The organism is Pseudomonas sp. ADAK7 (assembly GCF_012935675.1).
Taxonomy (GTDB): domain Bacteria; phylum Pseudomonadota; class Gammaproteobacteria; order Pseudomonadales; family Pseudomonadaceae; genus Aquipseudomonas.
Genome location: NZ_CP052861.1, coordinates 6,885,493 through 6,907,229 on the forward strand (window position 1 = coordinate 6,885,493; position 21,737 = coordinate 6,907,229).

The 21,737-nt window shown below is 61.9% G+C and carries 22 protein-coding genes; 9 read left to right on the top strand and 13 right to left on the bottom strand.

Annotated features, from left to right (window positions below; translation table 11 throughout):
• Positions 1–2 precede the first annotated feature (2 nt).
• The 9 genes from HKK53_RS31440 to HKK53_RS31480 all read right to left on the bottom strand — a co-directional run bounded on the left by HKK53_RS31440 (position 3) and on the right by HKK53_RS31480 (position 9,317).
• Positions 3–1,328 carry a leucine-rich repeat-containing protein kinase family protein gene (locus tag HKK53_RS31440; RefSeq protein ID WP_169373978.1) on the bottom strand — a complete coding sequence of 442 codons (1,326 nt, stop codon included), beginning with the start codon at positions 1,326–1,328 and terminating at the stop codon, positions 3–5.
• Positions 1,329–1,413: 85 nt separating this feature from the next.
• Positions 1,414–2,526: a cell division protein ZapE gene (zapE, locus tag HKK53_RS31445; protein WP_169373979.1), complete on the bottom strand. Its 1,113-nt coding sequence runs from the start codon at positions 2,524–2,526 to the stop codon at positions 1,414–1,416.
• A 277-nt stretch (positions 2,527–2,803) separates the two neighbouring features.
• A complete protein-coding gene (locus HKK53_RS31450) occupies positions 2,804–3,850 on the bottom strand; it encodes an ABC transporter substrate-binding protein (protein ID WP_169373980.1) in 1,047 nt (348 codons plus the stop codon).
• A gap of 18 nt (positions 3,851–3,868) precedes the next feature.
• Positions 3,869–4,984, bottom strand: coding sequence for an NAD(P)/FAD-dependent oxidoreductase (locus HKK53_RS31455; RefSeq protein WP_169373981.1), 1,116 nt, complete (start codon positions 4,982–4,984; stop codon positions 3,869–3,871).
• A complete protein-coding gene (locus HKK53_RS31460; RefSeq protein ID WP_169373982.1) occupies positions 4,981–6,336 on the bottom strand; it encodes an FAD/NAD(P)-dependent oxidoreductase in 1,356 nt (451 codons plus the stop codon). Before HKK53_RS31460 ends, HKK53_RS31455 begins: the two co-directional genes overlap by 4 nt.
• Positions 6,333–6,623: a (2Fe-2S)-binding protein gene (locus tag HKK53_RS31465; protein WP_169373983.1), complete on the bottom strand. Its 291-nt coding sequence runs from the start codon at positions 6,621–6,623 to the stop codon at positions 6,333–6,335. Before HKK53_RS31465 ends, HKK53_RS31460 begins: the two co-directional genes overlap by 4 nt.
• 7 nt (positions 6,624–6,630) lie before the next feature.
• Positions 6,631–7,425 carry an ABC transporter permease gene (locus tag HKK53_RS31470; RefSeq protein ID WP_054053788.1) on the bottom strand — a complete coding sequence of 265 codons (795 nt, stop codon included), beginning with the start codon at positions 7,423–7,425 and terminating at the stop codon, positions 6,631–6,633.
• A 6-nt stretch (positions 7,426–7,431) separates the two neighbouring features.
• Positions 7,432–8,301 (bottom strand): ABC transporter permease, encoded by an 870-nt coding sequence (locus HKK53_RS31475; RefSeq protein WP_169373984.1) that lies wholly within the window; start codon positions 8,299–8,301, stop codon positions 7,432–7,434.
• Positions 8,298–9,317, bottom strand: coding sequence for an ABC transporter ATP-binding protein (locus HKK53_RS31480; protein WP_169373985.1), 1,020 nt, complete (start codon positions 9,315–9,317; stop codon positions 8,298–8,300). Before HKK53_RS31480 ends, HKK53_RS31475 begins: the two co-directional genes overlap by 4 nt.
• 247 nt (positions 9,318–9,564) lie before the next feature.
• Here HKK53_RS31480 and HKK53_RS31485 point away from each other — a divergent pair, with 247 nt between their 5' ends.
• Positions 9,565–10,401, top strand: coding sequence for an IclR family transcriptional regulator (locus HKK53_RS31485; protein ID WP_169373986.1), 837 nt, complete (start codon positions 9,565–9,567; stop codon positions 10,399–10,401).
• 118 nt (positions 10,402–10,519) lie between these two features.
• Here HKK53_RS31485 and HKK53_RS31490 read toward each other — a convergent pair whose 3' ends face one another.
• Together HKK53_RS31490 and HKK53_RS31495 are read right to left on the bottom strand one after the other, a co-directional pair.
• Complete coding sequence (locus HKK53_RS31490) at positions 10,520–11,272, bottom strand: anti-sigma factor family protein (protein WP_169373987.1); 753 nt, start codon at positions 11,270–11,272, stop codon at positions 10,520–10,522.
• Entirely contained in the window at positions 11,269–11,775 is a 507-nt protein-coding gene (locus HKK53_RS31495; RefSeq protein ID WP_169373988.1) for an RNA polymerase sigma factor, read from the bottom strand. Before HKK53_RS31495 ends, HKK53_RS31490 begins: the two co-directional genes overlap by 4 nt.
• Before the next feature lie 158 nt (positions 11,776–11,933).
• Between HKK53_RS31495 and HKK53_RS31500 the strand changes: the two genes are divergently transcribed.
• Together HKK53_RS31500 and HKK53_RS31505 are read left to right on the top strand one after the other, a co-directional pair.
• Positions 11,934–13,019, top strand: coding sequence for a catalase family peroxidase (locus tag HKK53_RS31500; RefSeq protein ID WP_169373989.1), 1,086 nt, complete (start codon positions 11,934–11,936; stop codon positions 13,017–13,019).
• Complete coding sequence (locus HKK53_RS31505; protein ID WP_169373990.1) at positions 13,016–13,561, top strand: cytochrome b; 546 nt, start codon at positions 13,016–13,018, stop codon at positions 13,559–13,561. Before HKK53_RS31500 ends, HKK53_RS31505 begins: the two co-directional genes overlap by 4 nt.
• A gap of 162 nt (positions 13,562–13,723) precedes the next feature.
• Here HKK53_RS31505 and HKK53_RS31510 read toward each other — a convergent pair whose 3' ends face one another.
• Complete coding sequence (locus tag HKK53_RS31510) at positions 13,724–14,920, bottom strand: MFS transporter (RefSeq protein ID WP_169373991.1); 1,197 nt, start codon at positions 14,918–14,920, stop codon at positions 13,724–13,726.
• A 95-nt stretch (positions 14,921–15,015) separates the two neighbouring features.
• On the opposite strand from HKK53_RS31510, the gene HKK53_RS31515 reads away from it, so the two are divergent.
• Positions 15,016–15,462: a winged helix-turn-helix transcriptional regulator gene (locus HKK53_RS31515; RefSeq protein ID WP_169373992.1), complete on the top strand. Its 447-nt coding sequence runs from the start codon at positions 15,016–15,018 to the stop codon at positions 15,460–15,462.
• Positions 15,463–15,508: 46 nt separating this feature from the next.
• Here the strand turns inward: HKK53_RS31515 and HKK53_RS31520 are convergent, their stop codons facing one another.
• Entirely contained in the window at positions 15,509–16,660 is a 1,152-nt protein-coding gene (locus tag HKK53_RS31520) for a M14 family metallopeptidase (protein ID WP_169373993.1), read from the bottom strand.
• 261 nt (positions 16,661–16,921) lie between these two features.
• Between HKK53_RS31520 and HKK53_RS31525 the strand changes: the two genes are divergently transcribed.
• From HKK53_RS31525 to HKK53_RS31545, 5 genes are read left to right on the top strand one after another with little or no spacing between them, the layout of a single operon-like run.
• Positions 16,922–17,593, top strand: coding sequence for a GntR family transcriptional regulator (locus HKK53_RS31525; protein ID WP_169373994.1), 672 nt, complete (start codon positions 16,922–16,924; stop codon positions 17,591–17,593).
• A gap of 42 nt (positions 17,594–17,635) precedes the next feature.
• Positions 17,636–18,442, top strand: coding sequence for an ABC transporter substrate-binding protein (locus HKK53_RS31530; protein WP_169373995.1), 807 nt, complete (start codon positions 17,636–17,638; stop codon positions 18,440–18,442).
• A gap of 11 nt (positions 18,443–18,453) precedes the next feature.
• On the top strand, positions 18,454–19,221 hold the full coding sequence (locus HKK53_RS31535) for an amino acid ABC transporter permease (protein ID WP_169373996.1): 768 nt from the start codon (positions 18,454–18,456) through the stop codon (positions 19,219–19,221).
• 2 nt (positions 19,222–19,223) lie between these two features.
• On the top strand, positions 19,224–20,003 hold the full coding sequence (locus tag HKK53_RS31540) for an amino acid ABC transporter ATP-binding protein (protein WP_169373997.1): 780 nt from the start codon (positions 19,224–19,226) through the stop codon (positions 20,001–20,003).
• A 31-nt stretch (positions 20,004–20,034) separates the two neighbouring features.
• A complete protein-coding gene (locus HKK53_RS31545; RefSeq protein ID WP_169373998.1) occupies positions 20,035–21,645 on the top strand; it encodes a gamma-glutamyltransferase family protein in 1,611 nt (536 codons plus the stop codon).
• Positions 21,646–21,737: the final 92 nt, after the last annotated feature.

Sequence of the window (21,737 nt, forward strand, 5' to 3'; positions counted from 1 at the left end):
CTTCAACTCGCCGCAAAAATTCCCTGCAATACACCAACAACCTCGCCAAACCCCGGTCGCGCCAGCACATCCGCCTGGCAGCAGCGCCGCTGCAAATCTTCCAGCACCTGCCGATCGGCATCGCCCAGACCTGAGTCGATCCGCTCCAGCAATTCCTCCAACAGCACCCCGAACGCCCGCACTTCGATCCGTTGCAGCGCGCGGGTTTCCAGGTTATCCGTGGTCGCGTGAAACGACGCACCGCCGAAGTCGCCCAGCAGGCAATCACCGTGCTCGTTCCACAAAATGTTGTGGGCGTAGAGGTCGCCGTGGGTGATGCCCTGTTGGTGCAAATGTTCCGCCGCCGAGGCGATGCCACGGGCAATGCGCAACGCCACCGCCGCGGTGAAGCGGGTGTCATCGGCGTAGACATCGCGCGAACAGGACGCCAGGCTCGGCAACCCGGCCAGGTTGCGATAACTCGGGTCGATCAGTTGCATGACCAGCCCGGCCTGGGCTTGTGGATGCTCGACGATGCGCCCTTCGACGCGGATCAGGTTGGGGTGCAGGCCGGCGGTGATGCAGGCGTTCATTTCATGCAGCGGCGAGCCATCGCTGGTCATTTCGCCTTTATAGAGTTTTACCGCAACCTCGGCGGCCGGTTGCTGCGCACGTTCCCACGTGGCGCGATGGATCACGCCGGACGCGCCTTCACCGAGTTTTTGCTCCAGGTGCAGCGCTGACCAAGGGATGCTCGGTGTGGCGTCGAGGGCGGTGGCGTCGGCTTCGGTTTCCAGCGGGTTACCGGCGTAGGCCAGCCAGGTCAGGGCCGGCAGGGTCAGCAGCCACTCGGGCAGTTCGGTAAAACGGTTGGCCGAAAGACGCAGCAATTCCAAGCGATGGAGTTGCACCAGGCTCTGGGGCAGTTGCTGCAAGCGGTTGCCGGACAACATCAGTTTTTGCATGAGCGCACGTTCACCCAGCTCGCTGGGCAGTTCGCTGATGCAGTTGTCGGTCAGGATCAGCCAGCGCAACAGCGGCGGCAGGGCCGCGGCCGGTACACGCTCGATGCGGTTGGCCCGGAAGCCGATCATGCTCAGCGCAGCGCACTGACCCAGGCAGGCCGGCAGTTCGGTGAACTGGTTGTCGGAGCAAAACACAATCCGCAGACGGGTCAGGCGATGCAGGTCCTCCGGCAGGCTGCTCAAGGCGTTGCCGCTGAGGTTGAGCACCTCCAGCGAATCCGCCAGGTCGAAGATTTCCCGGGGAAACTCGGTGAGGCCGCAGGAAAGATCCAGACGAGTGATGCCGGCCAGCTCGCCGGCCCGCAGTTGTGCGAGGGTATTCATGAACGGATTCGCTATTAAGGGTGAAGAAGAACGCGGGCGACATGATAACGATAGAAGGCTGTATCGGCGCTGAAAAGATCGCGGGCTACGACTCTCGAACTTCAACTAACTGCCCCAGCCGACTCCGCGTGCGCGCCAGGTCAATGGCATCGCCGCCCAGGCTTTCGCGCAACGAATGCCGGCCCAGCAACACCAGATGCTTGTCCTGATCGTACAAAACGTCGATCAGGTTGATAAACCGCTGCTGCGCCGCCATCGAACAATCGCCCAGGGTGGGCAGTTCATCGATGATCCAGTGATCGAAACGCCGACACAGTTCCAGATAATCCATGACCGCCGTCGGGTGGTCGCACAGATCACTGAAAGTAAAACCGACGGTTCGCCCGTCGCAGTGCCGCGCGGGCAGATGCCGTGTGCCGACGGGTAACGCCAGCGGGGCAATGCTTTGCGGCAGGTTCAGTGCCTGGCGCTGGGCCCGCGTCGCTGGCCAGACGTAGTGGCCCTGGGTAAACACTTGCTGGGCGTGGGTTCGGGCCTGGCTTCTGTAGTCATGCGGGCCGCCGACTTCCATGACTTGCATGCGCGTGTTGATCAGGTCGATCACCGGTTTGAAACGCGCGTGGTAGAGCGGGTTGGGCAGCAAGCCTTCCGGCGGGTAGTTGGAGGTGACCAGCAGCAAGATGCCCCGGCGGAACAACGCCTTGAACAGCCGGGAGATGAGCATCGCGTCGCTGATGTCGTAGACGTGAAACTCATCGAAACACAACACCCGGCAATCCTGCAGCAGCTCATCCAGTGTGGTCGCCAAGGCATCGGGTTGTTCGCGATGGCTGAACATGCCCTGATGCAGTTGCGCGAAAAACTCATGAAAGTGCAGGCGCTGTTTTTGCGCGAGGGGGATGGCCTGGAAAAAACCGTCCAGCAACCAGCTTTTGCCACGCCCGACCGCGCCGTGCAGGTACAGGCCGGGCAGGGTTTTCGCCGACGCACCGAGCAGGGTCGTCGCGTGTTGCGCCATGCAGTCGATTACCCGCTGCTGGCTGTGGCTGAGGGTATAACCCTGGGCGAGGGCCTTGTGCTGGAAGTAATCGTGGATGACCCGGTGGCTGGCCGTTGGCGCAGCAGCCTTGCCGAACAAGCGGCGCAGTGCGGGCCAGCGTGGTGTGCTTCGCGAGCGGATTGGCGGTCGAACGGCCACGATAGTCACCCCCGGGTTCTTCAGGCCGGCTCACCGAGCTGCGGCGGCGTAGTTTAACCAGATGGGGAATTGTCCTGCCACTTGTGTCGATACAGTTGGGGCATGCCCCCCGCGCAACAGAAAACGGCATATACCTGTAGGAGCTGGCGAAGCCTGCGATCTTTTGATCTTGATCTTCAGTGCGACGAGGCTTGTAGAAGATCAAAGTCAAAAGATCGCAGCCTTCGGCAGCTCCTACAGGGACGGTGTGAAACCATGGATTTTCGGCTGTTACCGACTACCGCTCAATACTCCGATTCCACCGCGCATTCCACGCCGGGCGCTGTTCGTTCACCTGATCCCAATCCACCGCAATCGCCGTTTGCAGATACTGTTTCATCGCCTCAACCTGGCCACGGGTCTTGTCGGTGGTCGGGGTGTTGGGATTGGACGGGATCTGGTCGCCATCTTCCAGCGCAGCGGCTTGCGCGTCCGGTGTCAGCAGGAATGCCGCGAGTTTTTGCGCCAGTTCCGGTTGGGTGTTGTTGGCGATCGCACATTCGGCGACGTTGAGCACCACGGCGCCTTCTTTCGGCTGCGCGTATTCCACCGGCATGCCCTTGAGCTTCAGCGCGGTGACTTGGGTTGGCGTCAGCGGAAACAGCGCGGCTTCGTCGGTTTGCAGCATTTCCGAGATCTTCGCCGAGCTCGGGATGTACTCCAGCACGTTGCGCCCCACGGTGTTCGGCCAGGCCTTGAAGCCCGGTTCAACATCGGTTTCGCTGCCGCCCTGAATCCGGTTGAACATCAGGAAACCATGCAGGCCGAAGGTCGAGGAGGCCATGGACTGGAACACCACTTTGTCCTTGAAACGCGGGTCGGCCAGGTCCATCCACGAGGTCGGCGCAGCCCAGCCTTTTTCCTTGAACAGCCGCGTGTTGTAGGCCAGCCCGGTGACGCCGAGGCTGACCGCCACGGCTTCATCCTTGATCCGGCCCTTGGCCGGAATCTGCGCCAGGGTCGGACTGTCCTGGAGTTTGTCGCACAAGCCCATGGAGATGGCGCGGTACATGATGCCGTCGTCAAGGAACATCACGTGCAGTTGCGGGTTGCCCTTGCTGGCCTGGACCTTGGCCAGGATGTCGGCGGACGTCCCCGGCACGATCACCACTTTGACGTTGTTGGCTTTCTCGAACACCGGCAGCACCTTGTCGGCGTAGAGCCGCTCCATGGTCCCACCGTTCATGCCCAGGTAAAGCGTCGGTTCGGCCTGGGCCTGAGTGACCGTGAGCAGGGCGCCCATGCAGGACAACCCGAGCAGTGCAGTGCGTTTGACGTTATTCATTGGCGCGACCTTCCTCTATCAAGCAACTGGGATGGAGTGAAACCGGGTGATGGAAAACGCATCCAGCGACGTTTTTGAAGCGCCGCTGCAAATGATCTCGGTGAGCGCCTGGCCCACCGCCGGGCCGATCTGGAAACCGGCGCCGGCAAAGCCAAACCCGTGCAACAGGCCGGGCTGGGTGCCGCTGTGCCCGATCACCGGTTGGCGGTCGGGCAAGTAACCTTCGGTGCCGCTCCAGGTGCGAATCGCCTGGGCGCCTTCGAGAAACGGGTAGAGCTCGACCGCTTGCCGCAGGATCTCAAGCACGGCGTTCTGGCCGGGACGGGCGCGGGCGTCGTCGAGGGCAAAACCCTGGCCGCCGCCCAACACACAGTTGCCGCGCGCGACCTGGCGGGCATAGATGCCACCGCCCTCGACTCCGGTGCTGGCGTTCATCACCAGCGGCAACGGTTCGGTGACCAGCATCGCCGGGTGCCCGGCGTGCATCGGCACCGCTTCGCCAAACTGTTCGGCGAGTTTGCCGGCCCAGGCTCCGGCGCAATTCATCAGCCACGGTGCGCGGAATTCGAGGCCGCTCGCGGTGTTGACGTGAAAGCGCTGGCCGTCGTGTTCGACGCGAGTCACCGCGCATTGTTCATGGACTTGCGCACCATGGCGCCGCGCCGTTTGGGCAAACGCCGGGGACACCAATCGCGGGTTGGCGTGGCCATCGTCCGGGCAAAACGACGCGCCGGCCGCGACATCGCCAACCCACGGAAACCGCGCGCGCAACTCATTGCGTTCGAGGATTTGCAAGTCGAGGCCGAACCCCTGGCTGCTGGCGGCGTAGTCCTGCAACGCGCGCAGATCGTTGAGGCTGCGCGCCAGTTTCAAGTGACCGCTGCGCTGGTATTCGCCGTCGATGCCGATCAACTGCGGCAGTTGCGCCCAGAGTTCGTGAGCCTGTTGCGACAGCGGCAGTTGCGACAGCGGGCGACCCTGACGGCGCACGCCACCGTAGTTCACACCGCTGGAGTGGGAGCCGCAAAAGTCCCGTTCCAAAAGCGCCACGCGGCGCCCGGCCTTGCTCAGAAACAGTGCGGCCGAGGCGCCGACGATACCGCCGCCAATGATGATGGCATCGACTTCAATCATGGCTCGACCTCCAGGCCAAACGGCAACGGTTTGACCGGCGACTGCGCGCGCAACCGGCCAATCTCCGACACCTTGCGCTGACTTTCGCAGGCAATGATTTCTGCCGCCGCCGCGCCGCACATTCGGCCCTGGCAGCGACCCATGCCGACCCGGCAATGGGCCTTGACCCGATTGATCTCCCAGTGGCCTTCGCGCACCACCTGGCGGATCTCGCCGGCGCGGACTTCTTCGCAGCGGCAGACAATCAGGTGGTCGGCGGTGTGGGCGGCCCAGTCTTCGGGGAAGACGAAGGCTTGCTCCAGTCCTTGGCGAAAATCGCCGATGCGTTTGAGGGAGTGTTCCAATTGATGGCTGCGTTGCGGCGGGATCAGGTAACCGCTGTCTTCAAGCAACGCCAACGCCGCACGCTCGCCGGCCATTTCCGCCGCGTCGGCGCCCATGATCCCGGCGCCATCACCGGCCAGGTACACCTCGGCGACACTGCTGCGTCCGGCGCTGTCGCGCTCTGGTAGCCAAGCGCGGTTGAGCGGGTTCCAGGCGAATTCACAGCCAAGCAGGTCGGCGAGCTGGGTTTCGCTGCGCAGGCCATGGGCGAAGGCGACGGCGTCGCAGTCGATTTGCTGGGAGCCCTTTGCGTTGCGCCAGTTCAGCGATTGCACCCGTTGTTCGCCGTTGACCTGAACCAGGCTGGCCCCCTGATGCACCGGGATGCCATGGGCGGTCAGCCAACTGCGGTAATAAATGCCTTTGGCCAGGGTTGCCGGTTGTGCCAGCAGGCCGGGCAGGGCGCGGGCCTGTTGGCTGAAGGGCGAACTGTCGAGCACCGCGACGACCTTCGCCCCGGCCTTGGCGTACTGATACGCCACCAGGTACAGCAACGGTCCGCTGCCAGCGAACACCACCCGTTCACCGATGGCGCAGCCCTGAAACTTCAGCGCAATCTGCGCCGCGCCGAGGCTGTAGACCCCCGGCAAGGTCCAGCCCGGCACCGGCAGAATCCGGTCAGTGGCGCCGGTGGCGACGATCACCCGGGAGAACGCCAGGCGTGTGGCGCGGCCATCCTGCAACGTGTCGAGCGCACCGGCCTCGGCGTTCCACACCAGGGTTTCGGGGCGGTAGTCGAGTTGCTCGCGCAGGGCGTCGAGGGTTTGATGGATCGCATTGGCTTTGTGCGCTTCGAAGCCATACAGCTTGACCGCCGAACGCTTGAAGTTCGCCGGTTGCCGCCGATAAATCTGCCCGCCGCCGCGCGCGGCTTCGTCCAGCAGGATCGGGCGCACGCCATGAGCGACCAGGGTTTGTGCGGCACGGATACCTGCGGGGCCGGCGCCGATGATGATCACGGGATTCATATCAAGCGCCCCGGTTCACGGTTGATCTGGTGCCCGGCCTCAAGCAATGTCGAGCAGGCGCGCACCCGGCGGCCATCACCCAAACGCACCCAGCAGTCCTGGCACGCGCCCATCAGACAGAACCCGGCGCGAGGCTCGGCGCTGAAGTCGCTGCCGCGCAGGTGGTCGCTGCAGGTCAGCACCGCCGTCAGCACGGTGTCGCCGAGCAGGGCGGTGGCCGGTTGGCCGTCGAGGACAAAGTCCAGGGCCGGGCGGTCGCCTTCGGCCAGTCGTTTCAGCAGAGCCATGGCGCCCTCATTGTTTGCCCACCAAAACCCGATCCAGGCCATAGACCCGGTCGAGCAGAATCATCGTCAATGCGGTCAGGCCGATCACCAGAGCCGACACCGCCGCCATCATCGGATCGATGGATTCGGTGGCGTACACGTACATCCGCACCGGCAAGGTTTGCGTGGCCGGCGAGGTGACGAAAATCGACAACGTCACCTCGTCGAAGCTGTTGATAAACGCCAACAGCCAGCCACCGGCGACACCGGGCAAGATCATCGGCAAGGTGATTTGCTTGAACAGCGTGAAGCGCCCGGCGCCCAAGGATTGCGCGGCGTGTTCGGCGCTGCGGTCCAGGCCAATCGCCGACGCCAATACCAGTCGCAGCACATACGGCGTGATCACCAGCACATGGGCGAAGATCAGCCAGCCGAAGCTGCCATTCACGCCCATCAGCGCAAACAGGCGCAGCAGTGCGACGCCTAAAACCAAGTGCGGAATGATGATCGGCGACAGGAACAGGCCATTGAAAAAGCCGCGTCCGGGAAACTCATAGCGGGTGATGGCCAGCGCCGCCGGCACCGCAATCAGCGTCGCCAAGGTCGCGGCGCAGAACGCCAGGATCAGGCTGTTGTAGAACGCATCGACAAAATCGGCGCGTTCAAAAACCGCACGAAACCAACGCAACGAGAAGTTCGTCGTCGGCAGGCTCAGGGTGTTTTCCGGAGTGAAAGCCACCAGGCACACCACCACCAGCGGCGCCAGCATGAACAGCACCACCAGGGCATGAAACAGCAGGGCGAAAGGACCGTTCTTGGACATGTCGAGTTATCCCAATGACTTCTTGTAGCGGCCTTCGATCATCCGGTTCCACGACAGCATGATCAGCAGGTTGAGCAACAGCAGGGCCACGGCAATCGCCGCGCCCATCGGCCAGTTCAGCTCCGACAGGTACTGGTCGTAGATCAGCGTCGCGACCATTTTCAAGCGTCGTCCGCCGAGCAAACCGGGAATGGCGAAGGAGCTGGCAGCGAGGCCGAACACGATCAAGGTGCCGGACAACACGCCGGGCATGATTTGCGGCAGCACCACTTTGCGCATCACCGTGAGGTGGCTGGCACCGAGGGACAACGCGGCTTGTTCAGCGGCCGGGTCGAGTTTCTGCAGCGAGGTCCAGACCGGAATAATCATGAACGGCAGCATCACGTGGACCAGCGCAATCACCACCGCAAACGGCGTGTACAGCAGCTTCATCGGCGAACCGCCGAAGGCTTGCAGGGTCTGGTTGACCAGGCCATCGGCACCGAGCAACAGGCTCCAGCCGAAAGCGCGCACCACCACCGAAATCAGCAGCGGGGTGAGGATCAGAATCAGGAAAATCGAGCGCCACGGCGCGCCCATACGGCTGAGGATGTAAGCCTCAGGCACGCCGATCACCACACATAGCAGCGTGGTCAAACCGCTGATCCAGAACGTACGCAGGAAGATTTCGTAGAAGTACGGATCGCCCAGCAGGCTGCTGTAGTGATCGAGGGTGTAGGCGTTGCTGTTGATCCCCGAGCTGTAGTCGAAGACGTTGAACGACAGCACCAGCGTCAGCGCTAAAGGAATGACCAGCAGGCACACATACAACGCCAGCGCCGGTGCCGACAATAGATAGCCTTGGCGTCCCTGACGGAGGTTGGCGAGCAGACTCATGCCGACACCTCGTCGACACTCAGTACCCGCAGCAGCGCCGCGTCCCAGTCCAGGCCGACCGCCGTGCCTTCGGCCAGTGGCGCCGAGCCGTCGTTGCGACGCACCACGCTGAGTTCGCCCAGGGTCGTGGAGACGCCGTACAACCATTGGCTGCCGAGGAAGAAGCGGCTGACGATATTGCCTTGCAGCCGACCGTGATCTTTATCCCGCAGATCGATTTTTTCCGGGCGCAGGCTGAGGGTCAGATCGCCGCCACTGCTGACTTGCACAACACCCGCGTCATCGCGTTTGCCGGGCAACAGATTAGCCTTGCCGACAAACCCGGAAATGAACTCGGTACGCGGGTGTTCATAAAGGGTGTACGGCGCGTCGATCTGGGTGATGCGCCCGGCCTGCATTACCACCACGCGGTCGCTGATCGACAACGCTTCGGATTGGTCGTGGGTGACCATCAGCGTGGTAATGCCGACTTCGCGCTGGATGCGGCGGATCTCGAATTGCATCTCTTCGCGCAGGTTGGCGTCGAGGTTGGACAGCGGCTCATCGAGCAGCAGCACTGGCGGCTCGATCACCAAGGCCCGGGCCAGTGCAACGCGTTGGCGCTGGCCACCGGACAATTCCCGTGGATAGCGCTCGGCGTGTTGATTGAGGCGCACCAGTTTCAGCACCCGAGCCACCCGTTGCTGCAACTCGGCGTTGGGCACTTTGCGCATCCGCAGGCCGAAGGCGACGTTGTCCTGCACACTCATGTGCGGAAACAACGCATAGCTCTGGAACACCACGCCCAGGCCACGGCTGGCGGGTTTGGCGTGGGTGATGTCGCGACCGTCGAGCACGATGCGGCCGCTGCTGACGTCGACGAAGCCGGCGATCATTTGCAACGTGGTGGTTTTGCCGCAGCCGGAAGGGCCGAGCAGGGACACGAATTCGCCTTTTTCCACCGAGAGGTTGGTGGCGACGACTGCGTCGATTGCGCCGTAGCGTTTACCGAGGTTTTCAAGTTGCACGAAGGCCATAGCTGCGCTCCACCTGAGATTGTTATGCGCGGCCTTGGGGTCGCGCTTTTTTTTGTATGGGCAGATACGAAAGGATGATGCGGGGTGCGTTGGCGCTCGACTTGGGTCGGCTGCCGCTGTTGTTCGAATCGCCCCTGTATGGACGCAGAGTAGGACGAAGAATAGGATGCGCTCAATGGCCTATTTCACTGAAGCGATGACTATTTTCAGTTTCATTCGGTGAGTAAATTTATTGTCGAGAAAACCCATGCCTGATTCCACTGAGCGGAATGAAATCAAAAATGAAGTCGGTGTCGGCGCCGTCTCCCGACTGTTTGCGGTGCTGCGCAGCCTCGGCGATACGGTCGAGGGTGGCGAGCGTGTGACGCAATTGGCCCAGCGCATCGGGTTGTCGCAACCGACTACGCACCGCTTGCTGCGCAGCCTGATGGACGAGGGCATGGTCGAGCAGGATGCGCGCAGTAAACGCTATCGCCTGAGCCTGGATTTCTTCGCCCTGGCCGCCCGTGCGGGCAACACCGGCAACCTGCGCGAACTGGCGCGCCCGGCGTTGCTGCGGTTGTCGGCATCGCTGGGGGATTCGTTGTTTTTGCTGGCGCGCAGTGGTTTTGATGCGATCTGTCTGGATCGCAGTGAAGGGCCGTTTCCGATTCGCACTTTTACCGGCGACATCGGCGGGCGCGTGGCGCTGGGGGTTGGGCAGGGAAGTCTGGCGATCCTGGCGTTTCTGCCTGAAGAAGAGCGGGACACGGTGATTCATTACAACTTGCCGCGACTCAAGGACTTTCACCTGTATGACGAGGTGTTCCTGCGTTCGGAAGTGGAGAGCGTGCGCGCGTTGGGGTATGCCGGGCGTAACACTGGCGTGTTGCAAGGCATGGCCGGGGTCGCGGTGCCGATTCTGGATCGTGATGGGCGGGCGGTGGCGGCGTTGAGTGTGGCCACGGTCAGTGATCGGTTGGGGCCGGATCGGTTGCCGACGGTGGTGGAGATGTTGAAGCGTGAGGCGGCGCTGATCGGGCCGCGGATTAATCCGTTTGATCCGTTGTTGCGCAGGCCCTCGCAAGTGTTTGGGCAGGCCTGATGATCGTTCCCACGCTCCGCGTGGGAATGCCTCAAGGGACGCTCCGCGTTCCAGCGCCGGGAAGGGACGCGGAGCGTCCCGGGCTGCATTCCCACGCGGAGCGTGGGAACGATCAGGGTCAGAAGTTCACGGTTTGCTTGAGCATCCGCGCCGCCGCCGTATCGCTCGGGCTGACCATCGCGTAGTTGTACCCGGCCCCCGACCAATACTCGGCCTGCAACTCGCCATCGCTGCGACTGCCCCGTGGCAGCAGGTAATTTTTCGGCCCCGGCGGGCGGACGTAGAAGCTGATCTTGTGCCCGCCCGCATCTTCATAAACCACCATCGCCGCCGGCCCTTGCTCGGTGCTGAGCAAGCGTCCGCTGACCGGTTTGAACCCGGCACCCGCCAGGTCCGGCAAGCGGTTGGCCTGGGTGAAATAGCGGTCGAGCCAGCGCTGCATGTCGCCGTCATCACTGACCTTGTAATCCGCCGGCAACATGCCTTGCTGGGCAAACAAACGGTAGGCCTGCATGGCATCGGCCATCGGCGCCTGGGTGCTGAGCAGGGTCATTTCCCGCGCCTGCCAGCCACTGATGCCACCGACGCTGACCGCGATCAACAACACCGCGGCGCTGGCCAGATGGCGCCGGGACTGACGCTTGAGGCGCTGGCGAATCACCACGGGATCGAGGTCCGGATTGGCCGCTTGCTGCAACGCACCACTTAACGCCGCGCGCAATTGCTGGGCATCCTGCTGCCAGGCCCGCACTTGTTCGGAAACTTCCGCATTGCTGGCCAGAAAAGTCTCCACCAGACGTCGGTCGGCATCGTTGAGTTGGTGATCGATGTAGGCGTGCAGGTCACGCTCGCTTGGGGGCATGCTGATCATTTGAGTCTCCGCAGGGAAGGGCGGCTGATTTCGCCATCGCTGAGTTCGCGCAAGGCCTGGCGGGCGCGGGACAGGCGGGACATCACGGTGCCAGTCGGGACGCCGAGAATCTCGGCGACCTCTTTATACGTCAGGCCTTCCACCGACACCCACAGCAGCAAGGCGCGCTGTTCGGTGTTGAGCTGGTCGAAGGCTTGCAGGGTGGTTTGGGCGATCACGGTGCGCTCGGCCGAGGGTTGCGCATCGTCGCGTCCGGTAAAGAACTCGAGCATCCGCGCATAACGTCGAGAGCGCCGGTGCGCGTCGAGAAACTGCCGATAGAGGATCGAAAACAACCAGGCCCGCAAATCGCCCTCGGGGCGTTTGTCGCTCCAGCTCGACAGCGCCCGCTCGAGGCTGGCCTGGACCAGATCGTCGGCGCTGCTGGGGTTGCGCGTCAACGACACGGCAAACCGGCGCAATCTGGGAATGATTTCTCTGAGCTGTTCGTCGATATCGTTCATGAGTTTCTGACTAGTCACTACGCTTTGGACTAGGAAGACGCCCGGTACTGAAGGTTATTCCACGCCCGAAAAAATAAATACCGGCCGATGGAATAAACCTGCACGGGGTGCGTCTGCTTGGTTCTTCTCACTTGTGGCCGATGGCCCTGGAGTCTTTCATGGTAGATCGCTCAACACCGCCCAATCGGCCGCCGCTGAGTACCGCCAGTCTGGTCGCACGTCTGGCCGGCATCGGCGTTGTCGTCGCGGCCATCGCCGGGGCTTTTGCCTACGTCAACGGCACCTTCGACCCACAACGCCTGACGCCGAAAAAGCTGATCAATGTGCTGGAAACCAACAACGGTGTGCACCCGGGGTTCCGGCGTAACCACTCCAAAGGCGTGTGCGTGATCGGGCACTTCGAGAGCAGTGGCGAAGCGCGCAGCTATTCCAGTGCGCAAGTGTTCAATGACGCGCGGACTCCGGTGGTCGGACGATTCGCCTTGCCGGCCGGTAACCCGTATGCGCCGGACAGTGCTGTGCCGATTCGCAGCCTGGCGCTGCGTTTCACCCAGGCCAACGGCCAACAGTGGCGCACCGGGATGAACAGCATGCCGGTGTTCCCGGTGGGCACGCCCGAGGCGTTCTATCAGTTGCAACAGGCGCAATCACCGGATCCGGCCACCGGTAAACCTGATCCGGCGGCGGTGCCGGCGTTCTTTGGTTCGCACCCGGAAGCAGGGCCATTCCTGGCCTGGATCAAAACCGCCAAGCCGTCCGCCAGTTACGTGACGGAAACCTACAACAGCATCAATGCGTTTTACCTGGTGAATGCGTCCGGGCAGAAGCAGGCGGTGCGTTGGAGCATGATCCCGGTGGCGCAGGACGCGGCGGGTGCCACGGCGCCTGAAGGCGCGGATTTCCTGGAGAAAGACCTGGTGCAGAAAATTGCCGCAGGACCACTGCGCTTTAAGTTGAACATCACCCTGGCCAACCCTGGTGATCCGGTGAATGACGCCAGCAAGACCTGGCCCGAGGGCCGCAAAGTGATTAACGCCGGGACCCTGGTGCTCGATGCGACCCAGCCGCAACTCAATGGCGAGTGCCGTGACATCAACTACGACCCGCTGGTGCTGCCGGCCGGGATCGAAGGCTCCGACGACCCGCTGCTCGCCGCGCGTTCCGCCGGTTACGCCAGTTCCTACCTGCGTCGCACCAGCGAAGTGAATCAGTTGCCCGCCGCCAAACAGGAGGCTCAACAATGAGCGCCCAACCCAAGCATTTCGTCCCGCTGGCGCGCCTGCTGCACTGGCTGATGGCGTTGATGGTCATTGCGATGCTGTTTATCGGCGCGGGCATGGTGGCCTCGGTGTCCGAGCGTCATGAGTGGCTGATTCACCTGCACAAACCCTTGGGCATTGCGATTCTGCTGCTGGTGATTGTGCGTTTGGTCGTGCGCTTTTCCACTGAACAGCCACCGCTGCCGGCGGACCTGCCGGGCTGGCAGGCGCTGGCGGCCAAGGCATCGCATGTGTTGCTTTACGCCTTGATGCTGATTTTGCCGCTGCTGGGTTGGGCGATGATTTCCGCTGCCGGCGACCCGGTGATGCTCAGCAATTCCCTGCAGTTGCCGTCGATTGTGCCGGCGAATGCGCAGGTGTTTGCCGTGTTGCGCAAGGCCCATGGGTATCTGGCGTATCTGCTGTTCCTGACAGTGCTGCTGCATCTGGCGGCGGCGTTGTTTCATGGCTGGGTGCGGCGTGATGATGTGCTCGATAGCATGTTGCGCGGTAAGGATCGCGGTTGATCCTCCTCCGATGACTCCCTGTAGCAGCTGCCGAGCACCGCGAGGCAGCGTTCGGCGGCGAAGCCGTCGCAAATCAGCCACTGCGGTTTTTCAGGTGTACCACGGTGGCAGGATTGACGACGGCTTCGCCGCCGAACGCAGCCTCGCGCAGCTCGGCAGCTGCTACACAGGTTGTGTGAGGCGTTGGGTCTTGGTGGCCAGGGTCCGCCACCAATAAATCAACGCCACGGCGTTGATCCCGGCCCCCAATACGCACACACCCATCCACCCACCCCACGCAAACATCGCCGTCGAGCCAATCGAGCCCAACGCACTGCCAATCGAATAAAACAGCATGTATCCGGCGGTCAGTCGACTTTGCGCTTCGGGCCGCACGCTGTAGATCATGCTCTGGCTGGTGACGTGCACCGCTTGTAACCCCAAGTCCAGCGTGATGACCCCAAGCAACAACGCCCACAACGAGGACTGGGTGAAGGCGATGGGCAGCCACGAACCCAGCATCAACAACAGCGACAGACCGCTGGTCCATTGCCCCAGACCCCGATCAGCCAGATGCCCGGCGCGTGCCGCCGCGAGTGCGCCTGCCGCACCGGCCAGTCCGAATAATCCGATTTGCGTGTGGGACAACGACAGCGGCGGGGCGCTCAGCGGCAAGACCATGGGCGTCCACAACACCATGGCGCTGGCAAAGGTCAGCAGGGCGAGGATCGCCCGTTGACGCAGCACCGGTTCTTCCTTGAACAAGGTGAAGACCGAGCCGATCAGTGCTGAGTAAGTGTGGGAAGGTTGCGGAGCTTCCTGTTTGGGCAGCACGCGAAACAACAGCAGCGCCATCACCAGGGTCAACCCCGCCGAAAGCAGATAAATCGAACGCCAACCGGCCAAATCGGCCATGCCACCCGCCACGGTGCGCGCAAGCAAAATGCCGACAACGATGCCGCTGGTGACCACGCCCACCACACGTCCGCGCTGGGCTGGAATCGCCAGGGTCGCCGCGTACGCCACCAGTACCTGCGTCACCACCGCCAACAACCCGGTCAACGCCATGCCGATCAGCAGCCAAATGCTGTTCTGCGCGAACGCGATCATCAACAACGCCAGCGCCGACAACAGCGTTTGCGTGACGATCAAGCGCCGCCGGTTGAGCAGGTCGCCGAGCGGCACCAGCAACAACAACCCCACGCCATAACCGACCTGAGTCAGGGTGACGACGATGCCGATGGTCGCCGGGTTCATGGCAAAGGCCTCGGCCATGGCATCGAGCAGCGGTTGGGCGTAATACACGTTGCCGACGGCCAGGCCGCAAGCGACAGCGAACAGCAGCACCACGCCGCTGTTCAAGGGTTGATTGGGCTTCATGCCAGACTCCTGATGTGGTTTCAAAATAAAACCACTTGTACGGTAGAGAGGCTGGTTTTATATTGCAACCACATTTGTTGTCAGCGAGCGCGATCATGGTCAAACGAACAAGCATGCAAGGCGCCGAATGCCCGGTCGCCCGTTCACTGGATGCCATTGGCGATTGGTGGTCGTTGCTGATCGTGCGCGATGCGTTTGATGGCATTCGCCGGTTTGGCGAGTTTCAGCGCAATTTGGGCATGGCCAAGAACATCCTCTCGGCGCGATTGCGCACGTTGGTGGCCCACGGGATTTTCGATCTGGTGCCGGCGTCGGATGGCAGTGCGTATCAGGAATACGTGCTGACGGAGAAGGGCCAAGGCCTGTTCCCGTTGATCATCGGCTTGCGGCAGTGGGGCGAGGCGTTTTTCTTTGAGGCGGGGGAAGCGCATTCACGGGTGGTTGATCGTGAACAGGGGCGGCCGGTGCGAGCGTTGGAATTGCGTGCCGAGGATGGGCGGTTGTTGGGGCCGGAGGATTGTGTGCGGGTGGCAGCCGAATAAAGATCGCGCCTTCGCAGGAACTGCCGAAGGCTGCGATCTTTTGATCTTAGCGCAACGTACCCACCATCTCAGCAATGGTGGTCAGCACGTCTTTACCCAACTGCTTGGAACGCTTGCCCGACCAACCCGTCAGCGCATTCGGCGCATCGTTGTTGTCCTTGAACGGCATCTCCAGGGTCAGCGACAGGCAATCAAACTTCTCGCCAACGCTGTTACAGGCCAACGTCATGTTGGCTTTGCCCGGCAAATCGCGGGTGTAACCATGCTTGGTCTGGAAGTCCTTGGTCAGGTGCTTCAAATGATCGCGGAAGTGCGTTTCGAGCTTCTCGAGCCGCGGCGTGTAACCAGGGTTGCCTTCGCAACCGGCGGTGAACACGTAGGGGATTTCCTCATCGCCATGGATGTCGAGGAACAGATCGACGCCGTACTTTTCCATCTGCTGCTGTACGAAAAACACTTCCGGGCTGACGTCCTGACTGGCGCTCTGCCAGGCACGATTGAGGTCCTGGCCCATGGCGTTGGTGCGCAGGTGACCGTGGAAGGCGCCGTCCGGGTTCATGTTCGGCACCAGATACAGGTCGGCACTGGCCAGGAGTTTGTTCAGTACCGGGTCGTCGTGTTTTTCCAGGCGTTCGATCACGCCTTCCATGAACCACTCGGCCATGTGCTCGCCGGGATGCTGTTGCGCGATGATCCAGACCTTGCGCTGGCCTTCGGCGCCCGTGCCTTTGCGCAACAACTGAATGTCGCGACCTTCGGCGCTTTTGCCGGTGGCCAGCAACTCGGTGCCAGCCTTGGTCAGCGCCTGCTCGATCAGCCAGTCATGGCGACCGCGGCTATAAGGTTCGAAGTAGGCAAACCAGGCGTGGGTGGCCGTGGCTTCGAGGCTGAAACGCAGGCAGTCGCCTTCGAAGATGGTCGGTACCCGGAACCAGTTGACGTGGTCGTAGGACGCCACGGCCTGATAACCGTCCCAGGCTTTGTGGTACGAGGATTTGCTGGCGTTGTTCAGGCGAAACCAATGCTCTTGACCGACATGCAGGCCGCTGGCCTTGAAGTGGAACCACTGGAAATGCTGGCTGCGGGTGTCCGGCTTGATCGCCAGCAGGGCTTGCAGTGGATTACTGATGTCCAGCACTTCGATGTTGCCGCTGTCGAAGTTGGCGCTGATGTCGAAAGAGGATTTAGCCACGGTCATAGTCGGTTCCTGATTATGATTTTATGGCTGCTACTTTACACGCAAGCGCGTGTTACCCCGTGCACCTTTTTGCGCCAGACCAGGCGCCTGCTGAGTCATTTCAACTCGTTCCCCGCGCCTGCCAAACAGTTGCCCTGCGACTCGGTTTTCCCAATAAAGCATTCCAATCAATGACATGAACGCCGAGGACGCGATCTGGCACGCAATGTGCTTTTTTGGCTTTATGGATAATTGGATACAAAAATACAAAAGGTGCACGCGATGAAATTTGCTCCTGTCTATACCGAGCGTCAGCCGATCACCGCCGAAGAGGAGGCCTACAACTTTCTGCTTGAGGCGATTTGCAAGGGACGCTATCGCACTGGTGAACGGCTGATTGCCGAGGACATTGCCGGTGAAATCGGCATGAGCCGGATGCCGGTTCGCGAAGCGTTTCGCCGGCTCGATGCCGACGGCCTGGTCATCCTGCGGCCCAACCGCGGTGCCATCGTGCGTGGCTTGAATATCGATGAAATGCGCGAAGTCTTCGAAATGCGCAGCGCTCTGGAAGGCCTCGCGATTCGCGTCGCGGTGGCGAACATCACCGAACGCCATTTCAGTCATCTGGAGCGTCTGCTCGATGAAATGGACGACTACCGCGAAGACGGCGCCGAGTGGGTCAGCCGTCATCGTGCCTTCCACGAATACCTGTGCAGCTTGAGCGAACGCCCGCGCCTGATGCGGCAGATTTCGGCGTTGTATTCAGTGATCGAGCCGCACATGCGCCTGTGGTTGCAACACGCCGACAAACCCCGCAGCGCCCGGGACGAGCACGCCTCGATCGTGGCCGCGTTGCGCTCCGGCGATCCGGACAAGGCGGCGGCGGTGGTGTGCGAGCACATAGAAGGCACCATCCCGCGATTGATCCAGTTTCTTGAAGCCCACCAAAAATAATCCACCCATAAAAAGAAAGCCCCTGACACCTGGAGCCTTGCCATGCACAAGCGTTGCGCGTTTGTAGCCGTTGTCACGTTGAGTCTGTGTTCCCAGTGGGCGTTGGCCGCCCCCGCCTTGCCGGAGCGATTGAGCAAGAGCGACAAGATCGTCTATTGCTCGGGCATGGATTCGCCGCCGCTGGTGTCTTTTGATGTGAAGCAGAAGCCGGTCGGCCTGCAGGTGGACATGGGCGAAGCGATTGCCCAGCGCCTGGGGAACAAGAAAGTCGAATGGCGGATCTCGCCGTTTGCCGGCCTGATCCCGGCGTTGCTGGCGCAGCAGTGCGACATGATTGTCGATCAGCTGTTCGACAAGCCCGAGCGCCGTGAAGTGATCGACATCGTCAACTTCATGTATTCCAGCCAGTCGATCGTGGTGCCCAAGGGCAACCCGAAATCGGTGCAGACCCTTGAAGACCTGTCCGGGCTCAAGGTCGCGGTCAGCAACGGTTCGACGATCCGTGTTCTGCTTGGGGCTGAGAACGACAAGTTGGTGGCCGCCGGCAAGGCCCCGATGAAACTGGTGATCTACAACGTCGACGCCGATGCCTTCCAGGCGTTGCGCATCAATCAGGTGGACGCCTTCGGCACCACCGTTGAATCCGCCGGGCACTACCAGCAACTCGCCCCGGACCTGTTCCAGTCTGCCGTGCCCGCGTTCAACCGGATTCTCACCGGGTTCGGCGTGCGCAAGGGTGACCCGCAGTTGAGCGCTGCCCTGACCGAAGTCCTGCAAGGCATGCGCGCCGACGGCAGCTATGCCGCGCTGCTCGGTAAATGGCATGTCGACGGTGACAAACTGGACTGAGGGCGCCACTGATGAACTTCAATTGGGATGTGTTTTGGCAGTACCTGTTGCAGCCCAGCGACGTCTACCTGACGGGGCTCTGGCTGACGTGCCTGATCAGCGTCTCGGCGATGTTGCTGGGGTGTGTGCTGGGGCTGGTGGCGGCGCTGATGAAACTGTCGCGCAATCCGCTGTTGCAGTACCCGGTGCGCTTTTATGTGTGGCTGATGCGCGGAACGCCGCTGTTGGTGCAGATCGTGTTCCTCTACACGGCGCTGGCGGCCGGGGGGATTTTCCGCTTCGAAGACCTGGACCTGGGCTGGTTCATTGTGCCGGGCAATATCCAGGCGGCGATCATTGCCCTGGGCCTCAACGAAGGCGCGTACATGGCCGAAATCATCCGCGCCGGCATCGGTGCCGTGGACAAGGGCCAGTACGAAGCCGGGCGTTCCCTGGGCATGACCTTTGCCAAACTGATGCGGCGCATCGTCCTGCCCCAGGCTTTCCGGGTGATCGTGCCGCCGCTGGGCAACGAGTTCAACGTGATGCTGAAAAACACCACGCTGGTTAGTGTCATCGGCGTGCAGGAACTGCTGCTCAGCACGCAAATGGTCACCTCGGCGACCTTCCGGGTGTTCGAGTTGTACCTGGTGGTCGCCATTTATTTCCTGTTCCTGACCACGCTGTGGGGCTTTTTCCAGCGCTGGCTCGAAACGCGGTTCGGGCAGTCTGACCGGCCGGCACCGGCGGCCAGTCGCATGTTCGGTCGCAGCACCCTGAAACTGCTGAGAGGGCGTTGAACATGGCGCACATGAGTGAAGAGTTGGTCATCGAAGCGCTGGATATTCACAAGTCCTTCGGCGACCTGGAGATTCTCAAGGGCATTTCCCTGCAAGTCCGCCGTGGCGAAGTGGTGGTGCTGATCGGCGCGTCCGGTTCTGGCAAGACCACGTTTATTCGCTGCATCAATTTGCTCGAAGACATTCAGTCGGGGCAGATCCGCGTCAGCGGCCAGCCCATGGGTTACCGCACTCGGGCCGACGGCAGTCTGGTGAAGGACTCGGAGCGCAATATCGCGCGGCAACGCCGGGACATCGGCATGGTGTTCCAGCGTTTCAATCTGTTCCCGCACATGACCGCGCTGGAAAACATCATCGAAGCGCCGGTCCACGTATTGGGCGTGACGCGCAAAGCCGCAGTGGAACAGGCACAGGCGCTGCTCAAGCGAGTTGGGCTGGCGGAAAAGGCCGATCACTACCCGTCGATGTTGTCCGGTGGCCAGCAGCAGCGGGTGGCGATCGCCCGGGCGCTGGCGATGAAGCCCCAGGCCATGCTCTTCGACGAACCCACCAGTGCCCTGGACCCGGAAACTGTCGGCGAAGTGTTGCAAGTGATGAAGGAGTTGGCCGAGGAGGGCATGACCATGGTCGTGGTCACCCATGAAATGGGTTTTGCTCGCGAAGTGGCCGACCGGGTGGTGGTGCTCGATCAAGGCGAATTGATCGAACAAGGGCCGCCCGAACAGATCTTCAGCCAGCCCAGTCATGCGCGCACCCGCGCCTTCCTCAGTCGGGTCCTGTGAGCCCGCAAACCTTCTTTGTGTGAGTCCTGCCATGTTCGAATTTTCTGCCCATGAGTACCCTTACGCGTCCCAGCGTCAGAGCGTGTTTGCCAAACGCGGCATGGTCGCCGCGTCCCAACCGTTGGCCGCTGAAGCGGGGATTGAGATCCTGCGCCGGGGCGGCAATGCGATTGATGCAGCAATTGCCACGGCGGCGGCGCTGACGGTGGTCGAGCCCACCGGTTGCGGTATCGGCGGCGATGCTTTTGCACTGGTCTGGACGCAAAACAAGCTGCACGGTTTGAACGCCAACGGCGGCGCCCCTCAGGCTTTGAGCGTCGAGGCGGTGAAAGCGGCCGGTCATGAACAGATGCCGTTGCATGGCTGGACGCCGGTGACGGTGCCGGGTTGCCCGTCGGCGTGGGCGGAACTGTCCCGGCGTTTCGGACGCTTGCCCTTTGTCGATTTGCTGCAACCGGCCATCAGCCTGGCGCGGGACGGCTTTCCGGTATCGCCCGTGGTTGCCCTGCAATGGCAAGCCGCGCTGGAAGACTTCACCCCGAGCCGCGACGAAGTGCTCGATGCCTGGTTCAAGACGTTCCTGATTGACGGCCGGGCGCCGCGCGCCGGTGAGTTGTTTCGCAACCCGGCGCAAGCACGAACGTTAACGGAATTGGCCGCCACCGAATGCGAGAGCTTCTATCGCGGCGCATTGGCGCAGCGGCTGGACGCCCATTCCCGGGCCACGGGCGGCTACCTGCGCGCCAGTGATTTGCAGGATTACCGCGCGCAATGGGTCGACCCGATCACGGTCAATTATCGCGGCGTCGATGTCTGGGAGATTCCGCCCAGCGGCCAAGGATTGGTCGCGTTGATGGCGTTGAAGATTCTCGAAGGTTTCGAGTTTGACCACCGCGACAGTCAGCAGACCTGGCACCGTCAACTTGAAGCCATGAAGCTGGCCTACAGTGATGGCCTGCATTACATCACCGACCCGGAACATATGCGGGTCGCGGTCGCGGATTTGTTGAGTGAGTCTTACGCCGCCCGCCGTCGGGAGCAGATCGGCGAGCAGGCCGTGGCGCCGCAACCGGGCGAGCCTCACGCCAGTGGCACGGTGTACCTGGCCACTGCCGATGCCGATGGCAACATGGTTTCGTTTATCCAGAGCAACTATCACGGTTTCGGCTCGGGCGTGGTGCTGCCCGACAGCGGCATCGCCCTGCAGAATCGTGGCGAAGAGTTCAGCCTCGATCCGACGCATGCCAACTGCCTGGCACCCGGCAAGAAGACTTTTCACACCATCATCCCGGGATTTCTCAGCAAGGACGGTGTGGCAATGGGGCCGTTCGGCGTGATGGGGGGCTACATGCAACCCCAGGGGCATGTGCAAATGGTCATGAACCTGGTGGATTTCGGACTCAATCCGCAAGCGGCGCTGGATGCTCCGCGCTGGCAATGGCTGGGCGGGCTGAAGGTCGGCATCGAGCAAGACGCTTCGCGAGACATGGCTGCCGCCCTCGCGCGTCGCGGGCATGAGGTACAAGTGGTGTGCGATTTGACCAGTTATGGACGTGGGCAGATCATCTTGCGCGATCCGGAAACCGGGGTGTTATGCGGCGGGACCGAGCCGCGTACGGACTCACATATTGCGGTGTGGTGAAGACCGGAAAGAAGGGGGTTTCAGGCTAAAGAAGGGGGGCGTCCTCCTTGACGCCGAAGCAGCTTAGAGACTGTATGATTGATTCTCAAGTG

What these genes read in the sequence shown, in the direction of transcription:
- HKK53_RS31440 (WP_169373978.1), bottom strand. Translation starts at nt 1,328, where the DNA reads ATGAATACCCTCGCACAACTGCGGGCCGGCGAGCTGGCCGGCATCACT.
- HKK53_RS31450 (WP_169373980.1), bottom strand. Translation starts at nt 3,850, where the DNA reads ATGAATAACGTCAAACGCACTGCACTGCTCGGGTTGTCCTGCATGGGC.
- HKK53_RS31455 (WP_169373981.1), bottom strand. Translation starts at nt 4,984, where the DNA reads ATGATTGAAGTCGATGCCATCATCATTGGCGGCGGTATCGTCGGCGCC.
- HKK53_RS31460 (WP_169373982.1), bottom strand. Translation starts at nt 6,336, where the DNA reads ATGAATCCCGTGATCATCATCGGCGCCGGCCCCGCAGGTATCCGTGCC.
- HKK53_RS31465 (WP_169373983.1), bottom strand. Translation starts at nt 6,623, where the DNA reads ATGGCTCTGCTGAAACGACTGGCCGAAGGCGACCGCCCGGCCCTGGAC.
- HKK53_RS31470 (WP_054053788.1), bottom strand. Translation starts at nt 7,425, where the DNA reads ATGTCCAAGAACGGTCCTTTCGCCCTGCTGTTTCATGCCCTGGTGGTG.
- HKK53_RS31475 (WP_169373984.1), bottom strand. Translation starts at nt 8,301, where the DNA reads ATGAGTCTGCTCGCCAACCTCCGTCAGGGACGCCAAGGCTATCTATTG.
- HKK53_RS31480 (WP_169373985.1), bottom strand. Translation starts at nt 9,317, where the DNA reads ATGGCCTTCGTGCAACTTGAAAACCTCGGTAAACGCTACGGCGCAATC.
- HKK53_RS31485 (WP_169373986.1), top strand. Translation starts at nt 9,565, where the DNA reads ATGCCTGATTCCACTGAGCGGAATGAAATCAAAAATGAAGTCGGTGTC.
- HKK53_RS31490 (WP_169373987.1), bottom strand. Translation starts at nt 11,272, where the DNA reads ATGATCAGCATGCCCCCAAGCGAGCGTGACCTGCACGCCTACATCGAT.
- HKK53_RS31495 (WP_169373988.1), bottom strand. Translation starts at nt 11,775, where the DNA reads ATGAACGATATCGACGAACAGCTCAGAGAAATCATTCCCAGATTGCGC.
- HKK53_RS31500 (WP_169373989.1), top strand. Translation starts at nt 11,934, where the DNA reads ATGGTAGATCGCTCAACACCGCCCAATCGGCCGCCGCTGAGTACCGCC.
- HKK53_RS31505 (WP_169373990.1), top strand. Translation starts at nt 13,016, where the DNA reads ATGAGCGCCCAACCCAAGCATTTCGTCCCGCTGGCGCGCCTGCTGCAC.
- HKK53_RS31510 (WP_169373991.1), bottom strand. Translation starts at nt 14,920, where the DNA reads ATGAAGCCCAATCAACCCTTGAACAGCGGCGTGGTGCTGCTGTTCGCT.
- HKK53_RS31515 (WP_169373992.1), top strand. Translation starts at nt 15,016, where the DNA reads ATGGTCAAACGAACAAGCATGCAAGGCGCCGAATGCCCGGTCGCCCGT.
- HKK53_RS31520 (WP_169373993.1), bottom strand. Translation starts at nt 16,660, where the DNA reads ATGACCGTGGCTAAATCCTCTTTCGACATCAGCGCCAACTTCGACAGC.
- HKK53_RS31525 (WP_169373994.1), top strand. Translation starts at nt 16,922, where the DNA reads ATGAAATTTGCTCCTGTCTATACCGAGCGTCAGCCGATCACCGCCGAA.
- HKK53_RS31530 (WP_169373995.1), top strand. Translation starts at nt 17,636, where the DNA reads ATGCACAAGCGTTGCGCGTTTGTAGCCGTTGTCACGTTGAGTCTGTGT.
- HKK53_RS31535 (WP_169373996.1), top strand. Translation starts at nt 18,454, where the DNA reads ATGAACTTCAATTGGGATGTGTTTTGGCAGTACCTGTTGCAGCCCAGC.
- HKK53_RS31540 (WP_169373997.1), top strand. Translation starts at nt 19,224, where the DNA reads ATGGCGCACATGAGTGAAGAGTTGGTCATCGAAGCGCTGGATATTCAC.
- HKK53_RS31545 (WP_169373998.1), top strand. Translation starts at nt 20,035, where the DNA reads ATGTTCGAATTTTCTGCCCATGAGTACCCTTACGCGTCCCAGCGTCAG.